Source organism: Agromyces sp. GQ35, from assembly GCF_059758475.1.
Map to the genome: position 1 here is coordinate 367413 of NZ_JCAXEO010000001.1, position 21867 is coordinate 389279.

General features: G+C 69.9%; 19 protein-coding genes, 3 tRNA genes and 1 pseudogene. 11 read left to right on the forward strand and 12 right to left on the reverse strand.

Going from position 1 to position 21867, the window contains the following annotated elements; genetic code table 11:
• Positions 1 to 37 precede the first annotated feature (37 nt).
• The 3 genes from ftsH to tilS all read right to left on the reverse strand — a co-directional run bounded on the left by ftsH (position 38) and on the right by tilS (position 3810).
• Entirely contained in the window at positions 38 to 2053 is a 2016-nt protein-coding gene (gene ftsH, locus AC6CH0_RS01800; RefSeq protein ID WP_498097956.1) for an ATP-dependent zinc metalloprotease FtsH, read from the reverse strand.
• A 75-nt stretch (positions 2054 to 2128) separates the two neighbouring features.
• Complete coding sequence (hpt, locus tag AC6CH0_RS01805) at positions 2129 to 2680, reverse strand: hypoxanthine phosphoribosyltransferase (protein WP_498097957.1); 552 nt, start codon at positions 2678 to 2680, stop codon at positions 2129 to 2131.
• 71 nt (positions 2681 to 2751) lie between these two features.
• The gene (tilS, locus tag AC6CH0_RS01810; RefSeq protein ID WP_498097958.1) at positions 2752 to 3810 is read right to left on the reverse strand and encodes a tRNA lysidine(34) synthetase TilS; all 1059 of its coding nucleotides are present in this window, start codon (positions 3808 to 3810) and stop codon (positions 2752 to 2754) included.
• A gap of 102 nt (positions 3811 to 3912) precedes the next feature.
• On the opposite strand from tilS, the gene ppa reads away from it, so the two are divergent.
• Positions 3913 to 4398 carry an inorganic diphosphatase gene (gene ppa / locus AC6CH0_RS01815; RefSeq protein WP_498097959.1) on the forward strand — a complete coding sequence of 162 codons (486 nt, stop codon included), beginning with the start codon at positions 3913 to 3915 and terminating at the stop codon, positions 4396 to 4398.
• A 100-nt stretch (positions 4399 to 4498) separates the two neighbouring features.
• Here ppa and AC6CH0_RS01820 read toward each other — a convergent pair whose 3' ends face one another.
• Together AC6CH0_RS01820 and AC6CH0_RS01825 are read right to left on the reverse strand one after the other, a co-directional pair.
• Positions 4499 to 5767 (reverse strand): C40 family peptidase, encoded by a 1269-nt coding sequence (locus tag AC6CH0_RS01820; protein ID WP_498097960.1) that lies wholly within the window; start codon positions 5765 to 5767, stop codon positions 4499 to 4501.
• A complete protein-coding gene (locus tag AC6CH0_RS01825; RefSeq protein ID WP_498097961.1) occupies positions 5760 to 7088 on the reverse strand; it encodes a peptidoglycan DD-metalloendopeptidase family protein in 1329 nt (442 codons plus the stop codon). Before AC6CH0_RS01825 ends, AC6CH0_RS01820 begins: the two co-directional genes overlap by 8 nt.
• Positions 7089 to 7309: 221 nt before the next feature.
• On the opposite strand from AC6CH0_RS01825, the gene AC6CH0_RS01830 reads away from it, so the two are divergent.
• The 4 genes from AC6CH0_RS01830 to AC6CH0_RS01845 all read left to right on the forward strand — a co-directional run bounded on the left by AC6CH0_RS01830 (position 7310) and on the right by AC6CH0_RS01845 (position 8081).
• Positions 7310 to 7382 (forward strand) — tRNA-Glu (locus AC6CH0_RS01830).
• 65 nt (positions 7383 to 7447) lie between these two features.
• Positions 7448 to 7521: transfer RNA gene (locus AC6CH0_RS01835), tRNA-Asp, on the forward strand.
• Positions 7522 to 7610: 89 nt separating this feature from the next.
• Positions 7611 to 7686 (forward strand) — tRNA-Phe (locus AC6CH0_RS01840).
• Between the two features lie 170 nt (positions 7687 to 7856).
• Positions 7857 to 8081 carry a hypothetical protein gene (locus tag AC6CH0_RS01845; protein WP_498097962.1) on the forward strand — a complete coding sequence of 75 codons (225 nt, stop codon included), beginning with the start codon at positions 7857 to 7859 and terminating at the stop codon, positions 8079 to 8081.
• A gap of 18 nt (positions 8082 to 8099) precedes the next feature.
• Here the strand turns inward: AC6CH0_RS01845 and AC6CH0_RS01850 are convergent, their stop codons facing one another.
• The 3 genes from AC6CH0_RS01850 to AC6CH0_RS01860 all read right to left on the reverse strand — a co-directional run bounded on the left by AC6CH0_RS01850 (position 8100) and on the right by AC6CH0_RS01860 (position 11034).
• On the reverse strand, positions 8100 to 9122 hold the full coding sequence (locus AC6CH0_RS01850) for a PHP domain-containing protein (protein ID WP_498097963.1): 1023 nt from the start codon (positions 9120 to 9122) through the stop codon (positions 8100 to 8102).
• Between the two features lie 15 nt (positions 9123 to 9137).
• The gene (locus AC6CH0_RS01855; protein WP_498097964.1) at positions 9138 to 9917 is read right to left on the reverse strand and encodes a DUF2510 domain-containing protein; all 780 of its coding nucleotides are present in this window, start codon (positions 9915 to 9917) and stop codon (positions 9138 to 9140) included.
• Between the two features lie 73 nt (positions 9918 to 9990).
• Positions 9991 to 11034 (reverse strand): zinc-dependent alcohol dehydrogenase family protein, encoded by a 1044-nt coding sequence (locus AC6CH0_RS01860; protein ID WP_498097965.1) that lies wholly within the window; start codon positions 11032 to 11034, stop codon positions 9991 to 9993.
• Positions 11035 to 11248: 214 nt separating this feature from the next.
• On the opposite strand from AC6CH0_RS01860, the gene AC6CH0_RS01865 reads away from it, so the two are divergent.
• Together AC6CH0_RS01865 and AC6CH0_RS01870 are read left to right on the forward strand one after the other, a co-directional pair.
• Positions 11249 to 12217, forward strand: coding sequence for an EamA family transporter (locus AC6CH0_RS01865; protein ID WP_498097966.1), 969 nt, complete (start codon positions 11249 to 11251; stop codon positions 12215 to 12217).
• A 9-nt stretch (positions 12218 to 12226) separates the two neighbouring features.
• Positions 12227 to 12925 carry an alpha/beta fold hydrolase gene (locus AC6CH0_RS01870; RefSeq protein ID WP_498097967.1) on the forward strand — a complete coding sequence of 233 codons (699 nt, stop codon included), beginning with the start codon at positions 12227 to 12229 and terminating at the stop codon, positions 12923 to 12925.
• Between the two features lie 368 nt (positions 12926 to 13293).
• Here the strand turns inward: AC6CH0_RS01870 and ypfJ are convergent, their stop codons facing one another.
• Positions 13294 to 14169: a KPN_02809 family neutral zinc metallopeptidase gene (ypfJ, locus tag AC6CH0_RS01875; protein WP_498097968.1), complete on the reverse strand. Its 876-nt coding sequence runs from the start codon at positions 14167 to 14169 to the stop codon at positions 13294 to 13296.
• A 243-nt stretch (positions 14170 to 14412) separates the two neighbouring features.
• Positions 14413 to 15363 (reverse strand): annotated as a pseudogene (gene pip / locus AC6CH0_RS01880) (prolyl aminopeptidase); the annotation flags it as partial.
• Positions 15364 to 15460: 97 nt separating this feature from the next.
• Here pip and AC6CH0_RS01885 point away from each other — a divergent pair.
• Positions 15461 to 16474: a malate dehydrogenase gene (locus tag AC6CH0_RS01885; RefSeq protein ID WP_498097969.1), complete on the forward strand. Its 1014-nt coding sequence runs from the start codon at positions 15461 to 15463 to the stop codon at positions 16472 to 16474.
• A 68-nt stretch (positions 16475 to 16542) separates the two neighbouring features.
• Complete coding sequence (locus tag AC6CH0_RS01890) at positions 16543 to 16728, forward strand: HPP family protein (RefSeq protein WP_498097970.1); 186 nt, start codon at positions 16543 to 16545, stop codon at positions 16726 to 16728.
• A 3-nt stretch (positions 16729 to 16731) separates the two neighbouring features.
• On the opposite strand, the gene AC6CH0_RS01895 is transcribed toward AC6CH0_RS01890, so the two are convergent.
• Positions 16732 to 17526, reverse strand: a complete 795-nt coding sequence (locus AC6CH0_RS01895; RefSeq protein ID WP_498097971.1) for a TetR/AcrR family transcriptional regulator — start codon at positions 17524 to 17526, stop codon at positions 16732 to 16734.
• An 84-nt stretch (positions 17527 to 17610) separates the two neighbouring features.
• On the opposite strand from AC6CH0_RS01895, the gene AC6CH0_RS01900 reads away from it, so the two are divergent.
• A complete protein-coding gene (locus tag AC6CH0_RS01900; protein WP_498097972.1) occupies positions 17611 to 18648 on the forward strand; it encodes an ATP-binding cassette domain-containing protein in 1038 nt (345 codons plus the stop codon).
• Entirely contained in the window at positions 18645 to 19484 is an 840-nt protein-coding gene (locus AC6CH0_RS01905; RefSeq protein ID WP_498097973.1) for an ABC transporter permease, read from the forward strand. Before AC6CH0_RS01900 ends, AC6CH0_RS01905 begins: the two co-directional genes overlap by 4 nt.
• A 60-nt stretch (positions 19485 to 19544) precedes the next feature.
• On the opposite strand, the gene AC6CH0_RS01910 is transcribed toward AC6CH0_RS01905, so the two are convergent.
• Entirely contained in the window at positions 19545 to 21677 is a 2133-nt protein-coding gene (locus AC6CH0_RS01910) for an acyl-CoA dehydrogenase family protein (RefSeq protein WP_498097974.1), read from the reverse strand.
• Positions 21678 to 21867 lie beyond the last annotated feature (190 nt).

A 21867-nucleotide genomic window follows, 5' to 3' on the forward strand; every position in this document is an offset into this window, starting at 1 on the left:
GCTCCCCCTCTTCGGGTCGACAGCGTTCGACCGGCGGCTACGCCGTGGCCGGGCGCGGGTTCGAGCGCGGCGCGCGCGCCACGCTCTCTTCGGCCGGCGGCTGCCCCGAGTCGACCCCGCCGTCGACGGCGCCCTGGTCGATCGGCATCTTCTCGGTCGGGAACGCGATCGGCGGCCGGTCCGAGACCGGGCGCTTCTCGCTCGAGAGCCACTGCGGTCGCTCGGGGAGCTTCTTCACGTTCTTGAAGAGCTCGGCGATCTGCTTGTGGTCGAGCGTCTCTTGTTCGAGCAGCTCGGCCGCGAGGGTGTCGAGGATGTCGCGGTTGTCGTTGAGCACCTGCCACGCCTCGTCGTGCGCCTGCTCGATGAGCGAACGAACCTCGGTGTCGACCTTCAGGGCGATCTCTTCGGAGTAATCGCGCTGGTGGCCCATGTCGCGACCGAGGAAGACCTCGCCCTGCGACTGGCCGAGCTTGATCGCACCGACGTTCGCGCTCATACCGTATTCGGTGACCATCTTGCGAGCCGTCGAGGTGGCCTTCTCGATGTCGTTCGAGGCGCCGGTCGAGGGGTCGTGGAACACGATCTCTTCGGCGACTCGCCCACCCATGGCGTAGGTCAGCTGGTCGAGCAGCTCGTTGCGGCTCACCGAGTACTTGTCTTCGAGCGGCATCACCATCGTGTAGCCGAGGGCCCGGCCGCGCGGCAGGATCGTGATCTTGGTGACGGGGTCGGTGTAGTTCATCGCCGCCGCGGCGAGGGCGTGGCCGCCCTCGTGGTAGGCCGTGATGAGCTTCTCCTTGTCTTTCATGACGCGGGAGCGACGCTGCGGGCCGGCGATCACCCGGTCGACCGCCTCGTCGAGAGCACGGTTGTCGATGAGCTGTGCGTTGGAGCGCGCCGTGAGCAGCGCGGCTTCGTTGAGCACGTTCGCGAGGTCGGCACCGGTGAACCCCGGCGTCTTGCGCGCGAGCACCTCGAGGTCGACGCCGTTGGCGAGCGGCTTGCCCTTCGAGTGCACCTCGAGGATCTTCTGTCGGCCCTTGAGGTCTGGCGCGTCGACGCCGATCTGCCGGTCGAAGCGCCCGGGGCGCAGGAGGGCAGGGTCGAGGATGTCGGGACGGTTCGTCGCCGCGATGAGGATGACGTTCGTCTTCGGGTCGAAGCCGTCCATCTCGACGAGCAGCTGGTTCAGCGTCTGCTCGCGCTCGTCGTGCCCGCCGCCGAGGCCGGCGCCGCGGTGGCGGCCGACCGCGTCGATCTCGTCGACGAAGATGATGGCGGGCGCGTTCTGCTTCGCCTGCTCGAAGAGGTCGCGCACACGGGATGCGCCGACGCCGACGAACATCTCGACGAAGTCGGAGCCCGAGATCGAGTAGAAGGGCACGGCCGCCTCGCCTGCGACGGCTCGCGCGAGCAGCGTCTTGCCAGTGCCGGGAGGGCCGTAGAGCAGCACACCCTTGGGAATGCGGGCGCCGACGGCCTGGAACTTGGCCGGCTCCTTCAGGAACTCCTTGATCTCGTGGAGCTCTTCGATGGCTTCGTCGGCACCGGCGACGTCGTCGAAGGTGACCTTCGGGCTCTCTTTCGAGACGAGCTTCGCCTTGGACTTGCCGAACTGCATGACCTTGCTGCCGCCGCCCTGCATGCCCGAGAGCATGATCCAGAAGAAGAGGCCGATGAGCACGAGCGGCAGGAGGATGCCGAGCATCGAGAGGAACCAGTTCGGCTGCGGGACCTCGTCGTTGAAGCCGTCTTTCGGGTTCGCGTCGTCGACCGCGGCGACGACGTCGACGCCACGCGGAGTGATGTAGTAGAACTGCACCTGCGTACCGAGCTTCTCGTCGGCCTTCGCGAGGGTCAGGTCGACTCGGTTCTCACCGTCGACGATCTTCACCGACGCGACCTTGCCGTCTTTCAACAGCTCGAGTCCCTCTTGCGTCGACACCTCCTTGAAACCGGAGGCGGTGATGAGGCTCGATCCGATCCAGACTGCGACGATCGCGAGCAGAATGTAGATGATCGGCCCGCGCAGGATCTTCTTGATGTTCATGGTCTTGCAAGGCTACATTGGCGCGGCTGCGCCCCGGCCGAATGTTCGCTGTGGGCTGCGCCGGTCGCGGAGGGCTCAGGAGTAGACGTGCGGCGCGAGGATCGCGACGTCGCGGAGGTTGCGGTACTGCTCGGCGTAGTCGAGGCCGTAGCCGACGACGAACTGGTTCGGGATGTCGAAGCCGAGGTACTTCACCGTGACCTCGACCTTCGCGGCGTCGGGCTTGCGCAGGAGGGCGCAGATCTCGACCGACTCCGCACCGCGGGACTCGAGGTTGCCGAGCAGCCAACTGAGGGTGAGGCCCGAGTCGATGATGTCCTCGACGATCAGCACGTGCTTGCCGGTGAGGTCGGTGTCGAGGTCTTTCACGATGCGCACGACGCCCGACGACTGTGTTCCCGCGCCGTACGAGGAGACGGCCATCCAGTCCATCTTCATGTGCGGGCGGAGCTCGCGGGCGAGGTCGGCCATGACCATGACCGCGCCCTTCAGCACGCCGACGAGCAGCACGTCGCGGCCCTCGTAGTCGGCCTCGATGCGGCGGGCGAGTTCGGCCAGCTTCGCGTGGATCTCGGCTTCGGTGACGAGCACCTCGGTGAGGTCTGCCTCGATCTCGCGCGCGTACATGCCGGCTCCTTCTGTGACGTCGAACGGATGCGTCGAGCCTACGCTGCGCCGAGCTGTCGAGCGGTCGCGGCTCAGTGGTCGCGCGGCAGCACCTCGGTCGAGCCGGTGGCACTCAGCACGACGTGGGCTCCGGCGCGCGTGGCGCGCACGCCGTCGGGCAGGTCGATCGGGCCCTGCCCGTGCCAGTCGGTGACGAGCCGGGTCACCTCGAGCGTCTGCGCACGGCTCAGCGAGACGCCGAATTCGCTCAGCACCACGTGGCGCACGATGCGCTGGCGCAGCGCCGCCGGATTCGCCGCGAGCGCCCCGGCCGAGATCGCGATGCCGGCCTCTGCCGGCTGGCAGATCTCCTCGATGACCTCTTCGATCTGCTCGGAGAAGGCCTCGTCGTCTTCGCGCAGGTGCTCGGCGGTGCGCACGAGCGCCTCGGCGATGCCCGGGCCGAGCTCGGCTTCGAGCAGCGGCAGCACCCGTTCGCGCACGCGCACCCGCGCGTAGGCCGGGTCGGCGTTGTGCGGGTCGTCCCAGGGAGCGAGGCCGGCGTCGAGACAGGCCTGTCGTGTGGTCGCGCGGCGGATGCCGAGGAGCGGCCGGGCGTAGCGGCCGGCACGCGCCGGCATGCCGGCGAGGCTCGCGGCGCCCGATCCCCGGGCGAGGCCGAGCAGCACGGTCTCGGCCTGGTCGTCGAGGGTGTGACCGAGCAGCACGAGTGCGGCGCCCGTCTCGGCGGCGGCGGCATCGAGGGCGGCGTAGCGCGCGGCGCGAGCGGATGCCTCGGGCCCGCCCGCAGCCGTCACGTCGACCCTGCGCACCAGCACCGGATCGAGCCCGAGTGCGCGCGCCTGCGCGGCAGCGGCGGCCGCGACATCCGACGACCCGTCTTGCAGGCCGTGATCGACGATGACCGCGCCCGCCCTGAGCCCGGCGCGCGGCGCCTCGAATGCGGTCGCCGCGGCGAGCGAGAGCGAATCCGCTCCCCCGGACAGCGCAACGAGCACGAGTGCGGGCGTCTCGACCTGCTCGTGCGCGACCGGAAGCGCCCCGCGCACCGCACGCCGCAGGTCGGCGATCGGCGGGGTCAGCCGCGGCCGGCGCGGGCTCGCGGCATCCGTCGGCTGGTCAGGAGGCATCAAGTAACCTTATTCCGCCGATCGCGCCCGCCTCCGAATGGGGCGGTCGCAGGCCGAGCCTCAGCACGACCGGCCGAGCTTCCACGATCAAGGAGAACCAGCATGGGCGAGTACGCCGCCATCATCGAGATCCCCAAGGGGAGCCGCAACAAGTACGAGGTCGACCACGAGACCGGCCGCGTCTTCCTCGACCGCGTGCTCTACACGACGTTCGTGTACCCGACCGACTACGGCTTCTTCGAGAACACCCTCGGCGACGACGGCGACCCGCTCGACGTGCTCGTGCTGCTCGACTACCCGCTCTTCCCGGGCGTGGGCGTGAAGGTGCGCCCCGTAGGTGTCTTCCACATGACCGACGACGGCGGCGGCGACGCGAAGGTCGTCGCGGTGCCCGCCGGCGACCCGCGGTGGAACCACATCCAGGACCTCGCCGACATCCCCGAGTTCACGCGCAAGGAGATCGAGCACTTCTTCGAGCACTACAAGGACCTCGAGCCCGGCAAGTGGGTCAAGACCGAGGGCTGGGCCGACGCGGCAGAGGCCGAGGCGCTCATCGCGAAGGCGATCGAGAAGTTCCCCGGTCACTGACCAGGGCGTGACGTGAACGGATGCCGCGAGCCGCGACATCCGGAATCGAAGGGGCGGGCCTCACGGCCTGCCCCTTCTCGCGTCTCGTGACCTGCGTCGATCAGCCCGCCGGGCGCGCCGCCGCCGAGGGGCTCCCCCAGATCGGCCACTCGCGCACGGGCTTGCCGTAGTCGGGCGCCTCGAGGATGCGACCCCCGCCGAGGTAGATCGCGACGTGGTAGTAGCTGCCGCCCGATCCCCAGAACAGCAGATCGCCGCGCTGCACGTTGCCGAGCGAGACCGCCTTGCCGCGGCCGGCGAGCGTGTAGTACTGGTTCGTCGCCGAGTGCGTGCCGATGCCGATGCCGGCGGCGGCGTACGACGCCCGGGTGAGCCCCGAGCAGTCCCACACGTCGGGGCCGGCACCGCCGAGGCCGTAGCGCTCGCCGAGCTGCTGGCTCGCGAACCAGATCGCCGTCTCGACGGCGCCCGCGTTCGGCGGTGCAGGGTCGGGATTGGGTGCGGGCGTTCCGCCGCCGCTTCCGCCGCCGGGCGACGGGGCAGGCCCGGGAGCGGAGGGCGCAGGACGCGTCGCCTCCTCGAGTGCCGCCGCTGCCGCGGCGCGCGCCTGGCCCTCGACGCGCTCGCGCTCGAGCGCCGCCGTCGTGTCTTTCAGCGCCGCGAGTTGGGCGTAGAGCTCGGCGGAGCGCTGCTCCTGCACCGTGACGGCCGACATCGCGGCCTCGGCCGCGGCATTCGCCTCGGTCGCCTTGGTCTCGGCGAGCGCGGCGAGCCGGGTGCGCTCGGTCGCGGCCGTGGCCGCCTGCGCGCGCAGAGCGTCGGCGGTATTGCGATCAGCGATCGCCTGCTCGTACACCGCTTGCGCCTGCTCACCGAGCTTCGACGCCATGCCGAGCTGCTTGAGCAGGCCGTCGGCGTTCTCGCCCGAGAACACGAGCTCCGAGGTCAGGTCGTTGCCCGCGGTCTTCGCGAGGTGCGCGGCGAGCAGCCCGGCCCGCATCTTCGAGATCTCGGCGACGGCGTCGGCCTCGTCGGCCTGCTGCCCGAGCGTGCGCTCGCGCTCGGTGGCACGGTCACGCTGGTCGACGGCGATGCGATACGACTCGGCCGCCATCTGCGACGCCTGCACCGCGACATCCGCCGCCTGCTGCAGGCCCGCGAGCAACTCGCCCACCCGGCCGATCTCGGCCTGCTTGGTCGCCTCGTTGGTCTTCGCCTGCTCGATTTCACTCCATGACGGGTAGTCGGGCTCGGCCATTGCCGGCCCGCCTGCCGCGACGACCGATGCGGTGACGGCGCCGACCGCGACCGTCGAGAAGACGGTGGCGGGTTTCACGCGCGACACCGGCCTGGTTCTGTTCTCAGCCAAAGGAGATCCCCCGATCTGCCATGAAGGGTACCGGGTTGATGCGAGTGCCGCCGTGATAGACCTCAAAGTGCAGGTGGCAGCCGTCGGAAGCACCGGTCGTGCCGCTCGAGGCGATGTTCTGCCCGGCGTCGACCCACTCGCCGACGCCGACGAAGCGGCCGCCGTCGCGGATGTGGGCGTAGCCGGTCGACAGGCCGCCGCCGTGGTCGATCTTGATGAAGTTGCCGTAGGTGCCCGAGTAGCCCGAGAACGTCACGACGCCGCTGTTCGCCGCGTAGATCGGCGAGGAGCACCCGGTGCCCAGGTCGACCGCGTAGTGGAAGCTGCCGGAGCAGCCGCCGCCCGAGCAGATCGGCGAGCGCGGGCCGAAGCTGCCCGTGATGCGGCCGGCGGCGGGCTTCGCCCAGCCGGAGGTGACCACCGCGCCGGGCGAGCCGCTGCGAGCCGCCTCTTCGCGACGCTTCCGCTCCTCTTCCTGACGGATGCGCTCACCCTCCTGGTACGCCGCCGCGGTCTTCGCTTCGGCGTCCTTGAGGAATGCGAGCTGCGCTTCGAGTTCGATCTTCTTCGCCTGCGACTCGGCCAGCGCGGCCTCTGCGGCCGCTTGCGCCTCCTGCGCGGCCACGAGCGCGGCTTCGGCGGCGATGCGCAGCTTCTCGCGTTCGGCCTGCGCCACCTCGGCCTGGCCCGCCAGCGCGAGCGCGGTGTTCTTCTTCTCCTGCGCCCGGTCGTAGATGCTCGAGGTGCGCTCGACCATCTTCTCCATGCTGCCGAGCTTGGACAGCAGCGCCTCGGTCGCCTGCGAGTCCCCGGCGTCGAGGAAGAGGCTCACGCCGACGTCGCTGCCGCCGGAACGGTAGAGCTGCGCGGCGACCTGGCCGGCGTTCGTCTCGGCGACCTGCGCCTCGGCGGCAGACGCATCGGCCTGCGCCTGGATCTGGTCGGCCCTGATGACTGCTTCGTCGTACTTCTGCTGCGCGACGAAGAGCTCGTCGGTGCGCTTCTCGGCCTCTGCCCGGGTGAACGCGACCTCGGCTTCGAGTTGCGCGATGAGCGCGGTCACCTGGGTCACAGCCGCGGCGCCGGCGGCGGTGTTCGCCTTCGCCGCCTGCAGCTCGTCCCAAGTGGGGTAGGTGGCGGCGGTGGCAGGTTGCGGTGCCGTGAGCACCGGGCCGACGAGAGCCGCAGCGACGATCGCGACGACGGCTGCGAAGCGGCGCGACGCGTGCCGTCGTCGAGCACCCCGATCGGAGTGTTCGCCCCGTGCAACCGGGCTCGTTCGGGCTCGGTCGGTGGGCGTGCGGTCTGTGGTGCGGTACATCTTTCCCCGTCCACGCGGGCTCGGGTCCCCGCGCTCCTCGCTCTCGGTTCGGGCACTGGCAGCCCCACGATAGGCGTGGGATCGGCGCTTTCCGGGCATTTCAGGCGCATGTCCGCGGATGCCGCATGCCGGGCTCCGTTGCATCCGCGGTCCTCGTTTTGCCATCTCGCCCGACTGCACGTATGCTTGGCTGTCGGCGGGCGTGCCCAGCACAGCCCTCCGGCCCCATCGTTTAGTGGCCTAGGACACCGCCCTTTCACGGCGGCAGCACGGGTTCGAATCCCGTTGGGGTCACTGCACGACATACAATTGAATAGCTTCGGTGTTGCAAGACACCACGGTGCCGCAAGGCACCACGAGGCCCTGTAGCGCAGTTGGTTAGCGTGCCGCCCTGTCACGGCGGAGGTCGCGGGTTCAAGTCCCGTCAGGGTCGCTCAGGCGACAAGCCCTTTCCCTTACGAGAGAAGGGGCTTTCTCCTTATTCGAGGCAGCAGTTCGATACAGGTCGAGCGGATGCCCCGAGGCTCTGTAGCTCAGTTGGTAGAGCGCACGACTGAAAATCGTGAGGTCACGGGATCGACGCCCGTCGGAGCCACCATCCGAAGCCCCCGGTTCGCCGGGGCTTTCGTCGTCTCCACGTCGTGCGCACGCCGCGGCCGGGCGGATTCGCCAGACTGAGCGGCAGGCCCGTCATCCCGCAGCGACGACACAGTGCGCACGCCGGGTCAAGGGGTTGGCGGCCGGGTCGAACCCTGCGACCGTCGAGTCATGGATGAGCAGAACGAACCGATCGAAGACGGCCACGACGACGCGAGCCTGCAGCAGAAGCTCGCCGGCCTCGTGCAGCAGTTCCGCAGCGACCTCGAGACCGGGTCCGTCGACGACCTGCGCACGATGGTGCGGCAGCGCCTCGAGGATTCCGGGCTGCCCGCGTCCGACGGCGATGTCGACGCCGTCGTCGCCGCGGTGGAGGCCCGCCCCGCGAACGGGTGACCGACGCGTTCGAGCTCGTCAGGCCGCGCGGTCGCGGGTCCACTCCAGCAGCCGCTCGACCGGCCAGGTCGTGACGATGCGCTCGGCGGGTACGCCGTTGGCCGCAGCGCGGGCAGCGCCGAGCTCGAGGAACGTCAGGTGGCCGGGTGCGTGCGCGTCGCTGTCGATGGAGAACAGGCAGCCGGCCTCGAGCGCGAGCTGGATGAGCTCGTCGGGCGGGTCCTGCCGCTCGGGGCGCGAGTTGATCTCGACCGCGACGCCGTGCTCGGCGCACGCATCGAAGACGGCGTGCGCGTCGAACGTCGATTGCGGGCGGGTTCCGCGCGAACCCTCGACGAGGCGACCCGTGCAGTGACCGAGCACGTTCGTGCGCGGGTCGGCGATGGCGCGCAGCATCCGCTTCGTCATCTCAGGGGCTTCGGTGCGCAGCTTCGAGTGCACGCTCGCGACCACCACATCGAGGCGGTCGAGCATCTCGGGGGTCTGATCGAGTGAACCGTCGAGCAGGATATCGACCTCGATGCCGCGCAGCAGGCGGATGCCGCCGACCCCCGCCTGCACGTCGTCGATCACCTGCTGCTGCGCCAGGAGCCGCTCGGCGCTGAGACCGTTGGCGACTCGGAGGCTCGGCGAGTGGTCGGTGACGGCGAGGTATTCGAGCCCCAGCGCGTGGGCCGCCTGCGCCATCGCCGCGAGGCTCGTCGTGCCGTCGGACCAGTCGGTGTGGCTGTGCAGGTCGCCGCGCAACTCCGACCGGAGCCCGGTCGGCGCACCCGACGGTGCCAGTCCTGTTCGGGCGCGCAACTCGGCGAGGTAGTCGGGCACTGCGCCATCCGCCGCCTGGGCGATGACGGTGAACGTCGTGCCGCCGATGCCCTTCGTACGCTGGAGGCGACCATCGCGCACGCGCTCCGAGACCTCGTCAGCGTCGAGCGGCCGGATCACGTCGGCCGCCCGACGGAACGCCTTCGACTTGAAGGCGGAGGCCCGGTCGCGCTCGAGCAGGAACGCGATCTCCTCGAGCGCCGTCACGGGATCCATGACACCATTCTGGCCTCAGTACGTGGAGGGGTACATCTCGATCGCGGTGGAGATGCTGTTGGAGACCACCACGACCGCCCAGGCGATCGCGGCGATCGTGAGGGCGACCGTCACTGCGATCGCAGCCCACATCGGTGCGAATCCCCGATCGGCCTGCTTCCGCACGACGACGGAACGGCCGATCACGTACACGAGGGAGGAGAGGAACGCCCACGCCCAGTGGAACCGGCGCTCATAGCCGAGGCGCTTGAGCGCCGAGCTGTCGAGGAACGCGAACCAGACCGACACCCCGTAGACGAGCCAGCTGAGCAGCATCAGCGAGAGGTACGCGGGATCGGAGTACGGACCGAGCGCCGATTCGACCGGCGATATCGACCCCGGCATCGACATCGACCGGACCATGTAGCCCTCGAAGTCCCACAGGAACAACGGGATGATCGCGAGCACGGGCAGCGCCACGAGGAGCCAGATCCAGACGGTGTCGACGGGCGTGCCCGCCGGGACCTTCTTCGTCTCCTGCCCGCCGTACGGGGCGACCGAGCCGGCGTAGGCCGGCGCAGAGGCGTAGGCCGGTGCTGAGGTGTAGGCCGGTGCTGCAGCGCCGACAGGCGCGACCGGCGGAGTCACGGGCTCGACGGGCGCAACATATCCGACGGTCGCGGCCTGCTGCACAGGCGCCGTCGGAGCCGCGGGCGCAACGTGCTCGGTCCACCGCCCGCCGTCCCACCAGCGTCGCCCATCGGCGCCGCTCGGGTCGGGGTACCAGCCGGCGGGTGCAACACGGCCATCGCTCATCGATTCCTCCTGAGGGGTTTCAGGTCATGCTACGGGCAGCGGATGTCGCGCACTGCGCCCCGGGCGGATGTCGCTACAGCTCGACGACCGTCATGCCCGAGCCCGCCCCACCTGCCCGGCCCATCGCGGCGAGCGCCTCGGGCACCTCGTCGAGCGTGATGCGTCGACCGACGAGTTCGATCGGCCGGAAGTCGCCCGAGGCGACCGCACTCAGCATGAAGGGGTATTCGTGCGCCGCCATGCCGTGGCTGCCGAGGATCTCGAGCTCTCCGGCGATCACGGCATCCATCGGCATCGCGGCGAGCGCCGAGTCGCCGACCATGAGCCCGATCTGCACATGACGACCGCGCTTCTTCAGGCTCCGCACGGAGGCGAACGACGTCTCGGTCGAGCCGTACGCGTCGACGGAGACGTCGACTCCGCCGCCCGATGCCTCGAGGATGCGTTCGGCAGCACCCTCGCCGCCCTGCACCGGCACAGCGCCGAGGCTCTCGGCTGCGGCGAGCGCGGCGTCCGAGACGTCGACGCCGTAGACCTTCACGCCGGCCGCGACAGCGATCATGACGGCCGAGAGGCCGACCCCGCCGCATCCGTGCACCGCGATCTGCTCGCCCGGCGCGAGCCGGCTGCGCGAGACGATGGCGCGGTACGCGGTCGCGAACCGGCAGCCGAGCGACGCGGCCTCGACGAAGCCGAGCGAGTCGGGCAGGCGGATCAGGTTGAGTTCGGCCTCGTCGATCGCGACGAGCTCGGCGAACGAGCCCCAGTGCGTGAAGCCCGGCTGCGACTGGTGGTCGCAGACCTGTTCGTTGCCCGAGCGGCACTCGTCGCAGCGCCCGCAGGCGCAGATGAAGGGGGCCGTGACGCGGTCGCCGATGCTCCAGCCCGAATCCGCCGCCAGCTCGGAGCCGAGCACGGCGATCTCACCGGCGAACTCGTGACCGGGCACGTGCGGCAGCGAGACGGTGTCGTCGTGCCCCATCCAGGCGTGCCAGTCGCTGCGGCACACGCCGGTTGCGCGTACTCGGATGACGGCTCCACGCGGCGGACACTCCGGCTCCGGCACGTCGACGAGTTCGGGCGTCTCGCCGAAGGCGTTGAAGAGCACGGCGCGCACAGGAGTCCTTCCGTTCGGGTCAGGGATGCCGCGGGGCGATCGGCGTCGTTCGCCGTGCCGGGCGCACGACATCCGCGAGCCTACCGGCCCCGGGCCCGCGCTTCCTCGTCCGGCTGCGGGTCGAGCACGCGCCCGCGGGTCGAGATGGTGGAAACCTCCCGATCCGGTTTGGAATGACTCCGCAGACAGCGGTGAGATTGTGTAACAATATGCCATGCGATTCGTGACCGCCGTGCTGCTCGCTGCCGTCTGCTTCGGCACCACGGGCACCGCGCAGGCGCTCGGGCCCGAAGCGAGCCCGGCTTCGGTCGGGGCGGCGCGAATCCTGATCGGCGGTGGCGCCCTCGGGCTCCTCGCGCTGCTCATCCACGTCGCCGGGCGCCGGCACGGTGCGGCAGGGACACCCGCCGCGCCGGCGCCCGGCGTCACCACGAGGCATCCGCTGCCCGCCTGGCTGCTCGTCGCCATCGGCGCCGCGGGCGTGCTCGCCTACCAACCCGCCTTCTTCGCCGGCACGGCCGCGAACGGCGTCGCGGTCGGCACCGTCGTGGCCCTCGGTTCGGCACCGGTCATCACGGGCGGGCTCGACTGGGTGCTGCGGCGGCGCTACCCCGGCCACCGCTGGGCGGTCGCGACCGTGATCGCGACGGTCGGCGTCGGCATCCTCGCCGCGGCGACCAGCGGCGGCAGCGGCAGCGCCGAGCCGCTCGGCCTTGCAGCTTCGCTCGCTGCCGGCGCCTCGTACGCGGTCTACACGCTCGCCGCCAAGGCACTGCTCGACCGGGGCTGGACCAGCGCGGCGAGCATGGGCGCGCTGTTCGGCACCGCTGCGGTCTTCAGCATCCCGCTCCTTGCGGCGACGGATGCCTCGTGGCTCGCGACCGGTCCCGGCATCGCGATGGCCCTCTGGCTCGGCCTCGTCACGACGACCCTCGCCTACCTGCTCTTCGGCTTCGGACTCGGCGGGCTGGCACCGGCCACGGTGTCCACGCTGACGCTCGCCGAGCCGCTGACCGCCGGCGTTCTCGGCGTCATGGTGCTCGGCGAGACCCTCACGGCAGGCGCGGTGCTGGGGTTGCTCGTGCTCGCCACCGGCATCGTCGTGCTCGCCACCGCGAGCCGAGCACGTCGACCCGGCATCGCGGTGGGCCGGATCGACCCCGATGTCGGAAGCCGGCGCTAGCGTCACCCCATGGACGTCATACTGATCCCCGGATTCTGGCTCGACGCGTCATCGTGGCAGCGGGTGACGCCGGCGCTCGAAGCGGCGGGCCACCGCGTGCACCCGCTGACCCTGCCCGGCCTCGAGTCGGTCGATGCCGATCGATCCGGCATCGGCCTGCGCACGCACATCGACGCCGTCGCCTCGATCGTCGACACCTTCGACGCGCCGGTGGTGCTCGTCGGGCACTCCGGCGGCGGCGCGATCGCGCACGGCGTGGCCGATGCGCGGCCCGACCGCATCGCGCGGGTCGTCTACGTCGATGCGGGCCCGTTGGCCGACGGCGACGTGATCAACGACGAGCTGCCCACCGAGGGCGCCGACCTTCCCCTTCCGCCGTGGGAGGCGTTCAGCGACGAAGACCTCATCGACCTCGACGAGGGGTTGCGCGCCGAATTCCGGGCGATGGCGATTCCCGAGCCGGCGGCGGTGGCGAGCGATCCGATCCACCTCGTCGACGAGCGGCGCTACGACGTCCCGGTCACGGTCATCGCGTGCGAGTTCCCGAGTCGGTTGCTCGGCGAGTGGATCGCGGCCGGCTCGCCGTTCACGCGGGAGCTCGCCAAGATCAGAGACGTGAGCTACCTCGACGTGCCGACGGGCCACTGGCCGCAGTTCACGAAGCCCGTTCAGCTCGCCGAGGCGATCGTGTCGGCGGTCGAGAGCTGATCTGCGCGCCGCCCGAGCTCGGCGGCGCCTCGTTCTCGTGCACCCGTGTGCCGAGACGAGTGCCGTCGGCGGCCGGCTCGCGCATCGGTTCGGCGTACCAGTGGTCGACACCCCGGCCGCAGGTGCAGGCGAGCGCGACGGTCTCGTCGATCGTCACCGCGCGGAAGAACTCACGGTGCGGAATAGGGGTGTCACGTCGTCGCATGCTCGGGCTCCCGTTCTGCGCACGCCGCGGTGCGCTTCACTTGAGAGACGAGGAAACCGCAACATCATGACGCGGGTTGCGTCAGATCGCCTGCAGCAGCGTCGTTGATCTCAGCCTCCCCGAGCCGTTCCACGAACGATTCGCGGCAGTTCGCGACGACTGATCAGAGTGCCGAGGGCGAGGCCGCGAAGGTGTCGCATGCGCCTGCGCCCTGCTCGAAGCCGGTCTTGAACCACTTCATGCGCTGTTCGCTCGTACCGTGCGTGAACGAGTGCGGCGTGACCTGCCCCTGGGTCGCCTCCTGGATCCGGTCGTCGCCGACCGCCGATGCCGCGCTCAGGGCGTCGCGGTACTGAGCCTCGGTGATCGGCTGCAGGAATGGCACCCCGCTGTCGTCCTCTACCGTCGATGCGTTGGCCGTCCACGCCCCGGCGTAGCAATCGGCCTGCAGCTCGACTCGCACGGCGTTCGAGGAAGGCCCGGTCTGGCCGTCCTGCGAACGCTCGAGTGTGCCGTCGAGGTTCTGCACGTGGTGTCCCCACTCATGAGCAATGACGTACATCTCGGCGAGCGGTCCCCCACTGGCCCCGAACCGACTGCGCAGTTCGTCGTAGAAGGTCACGTCGATGTAGATCGTCTGGTCTGGCGGGCAGTAGAAGGGCCCGGTCGCCGCTGAGGCGCCACCGCAGGCGGTCGTGACGGACTGATCGAAGATGATGAAGTTCTGCGGCGAGTTGTAGGCGATGCCGAGCTCGGCCGCTTCCGTCTCCCAATAAGCCTCGAGCGACGCCGATGCGCCCTTCATGCGGCACTCGACGTTCTCGTTCGCGTCTTGGCCGGTGAGGCACTGGTCGAGTGCCGAATCGCTCGCCGCGGGCTGGCCGCCGCCCCCGACGAGCCCGGTCAGGTCGACGCCGAGCAACTGGGAGATGAGGAAGATCGCGAGCACGCCGACGCCGCCGCCGACGGCGATGCCGGTGTTGCGACCGCGTCGGGAGGTCTTGCCACCGCTGATGTCGGCGTCGGGATTGAACGTCATGATCCGAAGTTACTCCGCGCCGCGCGACCGTGGGAGCCCAGTGCGTTCGTCCTCGTCGCTGGCGTCGTCGTCGTCGTCGTCATCGTCGTCATCGTCGTCGTCGTCATCGTCGTCATCGTCATCGTCATCGTCATCGTCGTCATCGTCGTCATCGTCGTCATCGTCGTCATCGTCGTCGTCATCGTCGTCATCGTCGTCATCGTCGCCATCTTCGACGGCCCGACCGCCGTATCCGTCGCCGCCGGCGAACCGGTCGGTCGCCGTGATCAGCGCGTCGAGGATGCCCGGCTCATCGAAGGCGTGGCCGGCGTCGTCGACGATCGTGAGCTCGGCCTCGGGCCACGCTCGGTGCAGGTCCCACGCGGTCATCGCGGGGGTGCACATGTCGTATCGCCCCTGAACGATGACCGCCGGGATGCCGCGGAGCCGCGAGGCATCCCGAATCAACTGCCCCTCCTCCCACCATCCGCCGTGGCGGAAGTAGTGGTTCTCGATGCGCGCGAACGCCGTCGCGTACTCTGGCGCGGTGAATCGGGCGATGGTCGCCGCCTGCGGCAGCAGTGTGATCGTCGACGACTCCCAGCGCGCCCAGGCGATGGCGGCCGGCTCGTGCACTTCGGGGTTCGGGTTGCTGAGCAATCGGCCGTACGCCTCGATGAGGTGGGCGCGCTCGAGCGCAGGAACCGGGGCGAGGAACTCCTCCCACAGGTCGGGGAAGACGGCGGCCGCGCCGCCCTCGTAGAACCAGTCGAGTTCCTGCCGACGCAGGGTGAAGATGCCGCGCAGCACGAGTTCGGTCACCCGCTCGGGATGGGTCTCGGCATAGGCGAGTGCGAGCGCACTCCCCCACGAACCGCCGAACACCTGCCACCGGTCGATGCTGAGGTGCCCGCGCAGGCGCTCCATGTCGGCCACCAGGTGCCAGGTCGTGTTCGCGGCCAGGTTCGCGTCGGGCTCGCTCGCGTGCGGGATCGACAGGCCGCAGCCACGCTGGTCGAAGAGCACGATCCGATAGCGCTCGGGGTCGAAGAGACGGCGATGCTCCGACGTCGTTCCAGCACCGGGACCCCCGTGCAGGAACACGACCGGCTTCCCCTGCCGATTGCCCGACACCTCCCAATAGATGTGCTGGCCGTCCCCCACGTCGAGCATGCCGGTCTCCAGCGGCTCGATCTCCGGATACATCTCTCTCATGGCGCCACGGTAGCGATCAGCGGATGCCGCGGCCGGATGCCGCGCCGCAGGCGGGTGCCGGGTGAGCAGGCCATGGACGCCGGGTTAGGCTCGGAGCATGGCTGCGAAGAAGCCGATCACCGTCACGCTCACGGGCGCCGGCGGACAGATCGGGTACGCCCTGTTGTTCCGCATCGCGTCGGGAGCGCTGTTCGGCCCCGAGACGCCCGTGCGACTGAACCTGCTCGAGATCCCGCAGGGTGTTCGGGCGGCCGAGGGTGCTGCGCTCGAACTGCAGGACTCCGCGTTTCCGCTGCTCTCGCACGTCGAGGTGACTGACAACGCTCGAGTGGCGTTCGACGCCGCGAACGTCGCCCTGCTCGTCGGCGCTCGACCGCGCACCGCCGGCATGGAGCGCGGCGACCTGCTCGCAGCCAACGGCGGCATCTTCGGCCCGCAGGGCGAGGCGATCAACGCGGTCGCCGCCGACGACATCCGCGTCGTCGTGGTCGGCAATCCGGCGAACACGAACGCACTCATCGCGTCGGCCCACGCACCTGATGTGCCGGCCGAGCGCTTCACCGCGCTGACCCGCCTCGACCACAATCGGGCCCTCGGCCAGTTGGCGGCGACCGTGGCGAGCCCGGTCGGCGAGATCCGCGGCGTGACGATCTGGGGCAATCACTCGGCCACGCAGTTTCCCGATGTCGCGCACGCCACCGCGGGCGGCGACTCGGTGCCTGCCCTGCTCGCCGCCCGCCTCGGCGGTACCGACGCCGTCAGGGCGTGGCTCGCCGATGAGTTCATTCCCCGTGTCGCGAAGCGGGGTGCCGAGATCATCGAGGTGCGCGGCTCATCGTCGGTCGCGTCCGCGGCGAGCGCGACGATCGATCACGTGCGCGACTGGGTCGCCGGCACCCCCGACGGGTGGACGAGTGCCGCGATCGTCTCCGACGGCTCGTACGGCGTGCCCGAGGGGCTCGTCTCCTCGTTCCCTGTGGAGTCGAGGGACGGCGCTTGGCACATCGTGCAGGGCCTCGAGGTGGACGCGTTCGCGCGGCAGCGCATCGCGGCATCCGTCGCCGAACTCGAAGACGAGCGCGAGGCCGTTCGCGCCCTCGGCCTCATCTGACCTCGCCGGTCGAGTAGGCCGCCCGCGGCCGTATCGAGACCCGCACCCGCGGCCCGTAGGCTTGTGGCATGGCCGAACCGATGACTCCCGCACGTCGCACCCAACTCATCGTCGGGCTCGTCGTCGGCGCGATCGTCGGGGTCGGCATCAGCCTGTGGACCGGGTTCTGGCTTTGGCTGGCAGCCGGCATCGTCGTCGGCATCGCCGCCGGTGCCCTGATGAAGCCCCCGGCAGACGAGTCGCCGAGGAAGTGAACCTCAGCGGGCGTCGCCGGTGCCGCTCGGTGCATGCGTCGACGCGACGTACTGCTCGATGCCGTCGATGACCCGCGCGAGTCCGAAGGCGAATGCTCCGAGCGGGTCGGCAGGCGCTTCGTACGCCTCACCGGCCGCCTGACCGACCCTGCCTGAGATCGGATACCGACTCGGGTCCATGATCTGCTCGAGCAGGGGCGCGTTGCGCTCCCACCACTCGACGTCGGACTCCGCGCTCGAGCGGCGCAGGCGCTCGGCATCGAGGTAGGCCCTCGCGGGGCCGCCGACGAAGCCGAGCAGCAGGGTGACGACCCGATCCATGTCGAGGTCGCTGAGGCCGAGTCCGTCGATCGCGCCGAGGCACCATTCCCAGTGGTCGGACACGTTCGGTCCGAGCGGGGGCCTGCTCGTGTCGATCGCGAGGAGCCATGGATGCCGCAGGTACTCCTCCCACTGGAGCCTGGCGATCTCGGTGAGCCGCTCGCGCAGGCTCCCGTCGAGCGCGGGAAGTGCGACCTCGCCGGCGACGTGGTCGACCATGAGGTCGATGAGTTCGGCCTTGCCGGGCACGTAGGTGTAGACCGACATCGGCTTGAGGTCGAGCCGGTCGGCGATGCGACGCATCGAGAGCGCCTCGATGCCCTCTTCGTCGGCGATCTGGATGGCGGTCTCGACGACCTGGTCGACGCTCGAGCGCTGCTTGGGGCCGCGGGAACCGAGCGGCTCGCCCAGCCGCCCACGCCAGAGGAGCCGGAGTGTTCGGTCGGGTTCACCGCGCCCCGTGGATTCGGTCGACATGGCGCTAGCCTACATTCTTCGTATGGTGTACGGTTTGCAGGGAATAATTCCGTATGGCGTACGTTGAAGGATGCGATGACACTCATGCCAAAGTCCAGAACCCCTGAATCCATGGCGCTCCGAGCCCGAGGGCTCCGCAAGCACTACGGCGCCGAACACGCCCTCGACGGCTTCGACCTCGAGATTCGACGAGGCCAGGTGCACGGCCTCCTCGGCCCGAACGGTGCCGGCAAGACCACGGCCGTTCGATGCCTCACGACCCTGACCGAGCTCGACGACGGCACGGCCGAGATCGACGGCATCGACGTGCGCCGCCACCCGGCGCAGGTGCGTGAGCGCATCGGCCTCGTCGGCCAGTTCCACGCCGTCGACGAGGCGCTCACCGCACAGCAGAACCTCGTGCTCTTCGCCCGGCTGAGCGGCCTGTCGAAGTCTCGAGCACGTCGCCGTACCGAAGAGCTGCTCGCTTCCTTCGAGTTGACGGATGCCGCGTCCCGCGCGGTCTCCGGATTCTCCGGCGGCATGCGACGGCGACTCGACATCGCGGCGAGCCTGGTGCTCACCCCCGCGATCCTCTTCCTCGACGAACCGACCACCGGGCTCGATCCGCGAGGACGAGCCACGGTCTGGCAGGCCGTTCGGGAGATCGCCGCGGCCGGAACAACGGTGCTGCTGACGACGCAGTACCTCGACGAAGCCGACCAGCTCGCCGATCGCATCTCGGTCATGGACCACGGCAGGGTCGTCGCGGAGGGCACACCAGCGGCGCTCAAGCGGCAGCTCGGCGGTGACCGCGTCGCCGTGGTGATCGCCGACCCGGCCCGCCTCGATGAGGCGGCGGAGCTCATCGGGCGAACAGTCGTCGCCGAGGCATCCGTCGATCGCGACACCCGCACCGTCACGGTGGAGGTCGATGACAGTCAGAAGGCGCTCGCGCCGATCGTGCGAAGCCTCGACGCGGCAGCTCTCGTGGTCGATGACCTCGCGCTGCGCCGGCCCACCCTCGACGAGGTGTTCCTGCACCTCACCGGCTCGGGCGGAGGCACCGCCGGCGCGGCAGCGCCGGATGCCGTGCTCCGGCCCGACCACGCACCCCTTCACGAGACCGAGGAGGCACGATGACCACCATCACCCCGCCCACCGCCATCGCCGGCGCATCCGTCGTGCGAGACCGTCGCCCGAATGCCGCGCGCGAAGCGTGGCTGATCGCCGGGCGCGACATGACGCACTGGGTGCGAGAGCCATGGGGAGTCATCTTCGGGCTCGCGTTCAACATCATGCTGATCCTGATGTTCGGCTTCCTCTTCGGTGGGGCCATCGAACTGCCCGGCGGCGGCGACTACATCGCCTTCCTGCTGCCCGGCATGTTCGCGCTCACGATGCTGTTCGGACTCGAATCGACCATGACCGCCATGGCCGAAGACGCGAAGCGCGGCATCACCGACCGGTTCCGATCGCTTCCCATTGCGAGCGCCTCCGTCGCACTCGGGCGCGCGATCGCCGACCTCGCCTCGTCGGCGCTGAGCCTCGCCGTGCTCATGCTGGGCGGCCTGCTCATCGGCTGGCGGCCGACGACCGGCCCGGGCGAGGTCGTGCTCGGCATCGTGCTGCTGCTCTGGCTGCGGTTCGCGCTGCTGTGGCTCGGCATCTTCCTCGGCCTGCGCTTCCGCAGCGCCGGCGCCACCACCGCCGTGCAGGTGCTCGTCTGGCCGATCGGGTTCCTCTCGACCGTGTTCGTCTCGGCCGAGACGATGCCCGGCTGGCTCGGCGTGATCGCGACGTGGAACCCGGTATCGGCGACCGCCGCCGCGACGCGTGAGCTGTTCGGCAACCCGACGGGTGCGACGAGCGGATGGTTCGCCGAGAACGCCGTGCTCGCGGCATCCCTCTGGCCTCTGGTGATCACGGCCGTGTTCCTGCCGCTCGCCGCCGGGGCGTACCGGCGCCTGCGGCGCTGACACCGCGAACGCACGAAGGCCGGGCCCCGCTGCGGAGCCCGGCCTTCGTGCGAGAGGAAGCTACTGCTTCTTCGACTTCTCGGGCACCGGCAGCGTTCCCGCCGCGCGCTGCGCGGCGTAGTAGGCGCGCGCCTCGTCTTGGCGTTCGAGCTCGGCACCCGTCGCGATCTTCGCGCGCAAGTGCTCGGGGGCGTAGCCGAAGGCGTCGACCAGGTCCTGCGCGTGCGGCCGCAGCCGCTCGACGAGACGGTCGATGTAGGCGCTGACCGCCTGGGCCCGCTTCGGGGCGAGGCGGCCGTGAATGAGGTACCACGCGAGGTGCTTCTCGATGAGGCCGAGGCCGAAGAGATCGCGCACCCAGGTGAGCACCTGCTTGGTGCCCGGGTCGCTCGTCTTCGCGAGGGCACGCGTGAACGCCTCCCACTGGAGCAGCTCGCCGTGCGCACGCGCAGCTTCGATGAGCTCGTTCTGGTTGCGGTTGAACGCCGCGGCGGCATCGGCCTTGGGGAGCTTGCGCGCGTCGCGCAGCCGCCCGGCGATCTCGCCGATCATGGCCTCGACGCGGTCGGTGAGCAGCTCGCGCTGCGTCTGCTCGTCACGCAGCTCGCTGACCGATCGAGCCGTCGAACCGAAGTCGGCGATCGTCTGGGCGAGGCTGCGGAGCCCGGTGCCGTGGTAGGCGCGGTCGGCGGTCTGCTGCACCACGTAGCGGGCCATCGCTCCGGCATCCGCTTTGGCGAACTGCTTCGAGAAGTCGGTGAGCAGGCGCTTGGCCACGAGCTGGAGCAAGACGTTGTTGTCACCCTCGAAGGTGACGTAGACGTCGAGGTCCTGGCGGAGGCCGACCATGCGGTTCTCGGCGAGGAATCCCGCGCCGCCGGTCGCCTCACGCGCCTCTTGGAGGGTCTCGAGCGCGTGCCACGTCGAGAGCGGCTTCAGCGCGGCCGCCATCGTCTCGAGGTCTTGCCGGTCGTCGTCGGTGTCGGCCTTGCCCGAGAACACCGCGTCGAACTTCACGAGGAACTCGTCGTGCGCGAAGAACTGCGCGTACGTCGTCGCGAGTTTCGGCAACAGCCGGCGCTGGTGGCGCTGGTAGTCGAGCAGCACTTCTTCTTCGGTGTCGCTCGCCGCGTTGAACTGGCGGCGCTGGTTGCCGTAGGTGATCGCGATCGTGAGCGCCATCGCGGCCGCTGCGGTCGCGGCGCCGTCGAGCGAGACCCGCCCCTGCACGAGTGTGCCGAGCATCGTGAAGAAGCGTCGCCCTGAGCTCGCGATCGGGCTCGAGTACGTGCCGTCTTCAGCAACCGAGCCGTAACGGTTCAGCAGGTTCTCGCGCGGCACCCGAACGTTCGTGAAGTGCAGCCGGCCGTTGTCGATGCCGTTCAGGCCGCCCTTCAGTCCGTCGTCTTCGCCGCCGATGCCCTTGAGGAACCCGCCCTTGGTGTTGCGCAACGGCACGTAGAAGGCGTGCACCCCGTGGTTCACGCCCTTCGTGATGAGCTGGGCGAAGACCACCGCGGCAGTGCCGTGCACGGCCGCATTGCCGAGGTAGTCCTTCCACGCGCCGCGGAACGGGGTGTTGATGACGAACTGCTGCTTGGCCTCGTCGTAGGTGGCGGTCGTGCCGATCGCCGCGACATCCGAACCGTGGCCGGTCTCGGTCATCGCGAACGCGCCGGGCACCTTGAGCGACATGATGTCGGGCAGGTACGTCTCGTGGTGGTGCTCGGTGCCGAGGTGCAGCACTGCGGCGCCGAAGAGGCCCCACTGCACGCCCGCCTTGATCTGCAGGCTCGGGTCGGCGATGACCAGCTCTTCGAATGCCGCGATGTTGCCGCCGTGGTCGTCGTGGCCGCCGAGCGACGACGGGAAGGCGCGGTGCACGGCGCCGTCTTCGACGAGGAGCTTCAGTTGCCCGAGCACGCGTTCGCGATGCTCGGCCATGGGCTGGCCCTCGATGCGCTGCAGCTCGGGCCGTGCAGCGCGGTCACGCGACGCGAGCCGGATGTCGGCCCAGGTGCCGAGCAGCTGCCGCCCCAGTTTCGCCACATCGACGGTCGGCTGCGTGGTCGCTGCGCTCTCGACCGGGGCGGATGCCGCAGAGCGGGCCGACTTCGGCGGTGCCGTGTCTTCCGAGCGCTGCGGCGCGGCCGTCTGCTGCTTCGAACCTGTGCGGGGTGCCGTGTCAACCATCGTCGGTGTCTCGTCCTTCGTGTGCGTTCTGGGCCTCGTTCCACGCTATGCCGGGGTCGGTCGGTGCGGAAAACCTGCATGCGCGCCCTACAAAGGGGCGCGCGAAGGCCTCGCCACCTGCTGTGGCGACCCTACAAACCGCACTCGGGACGCCCATGGACTATCGACAACGGCGCGTTCCCGCGCGCCG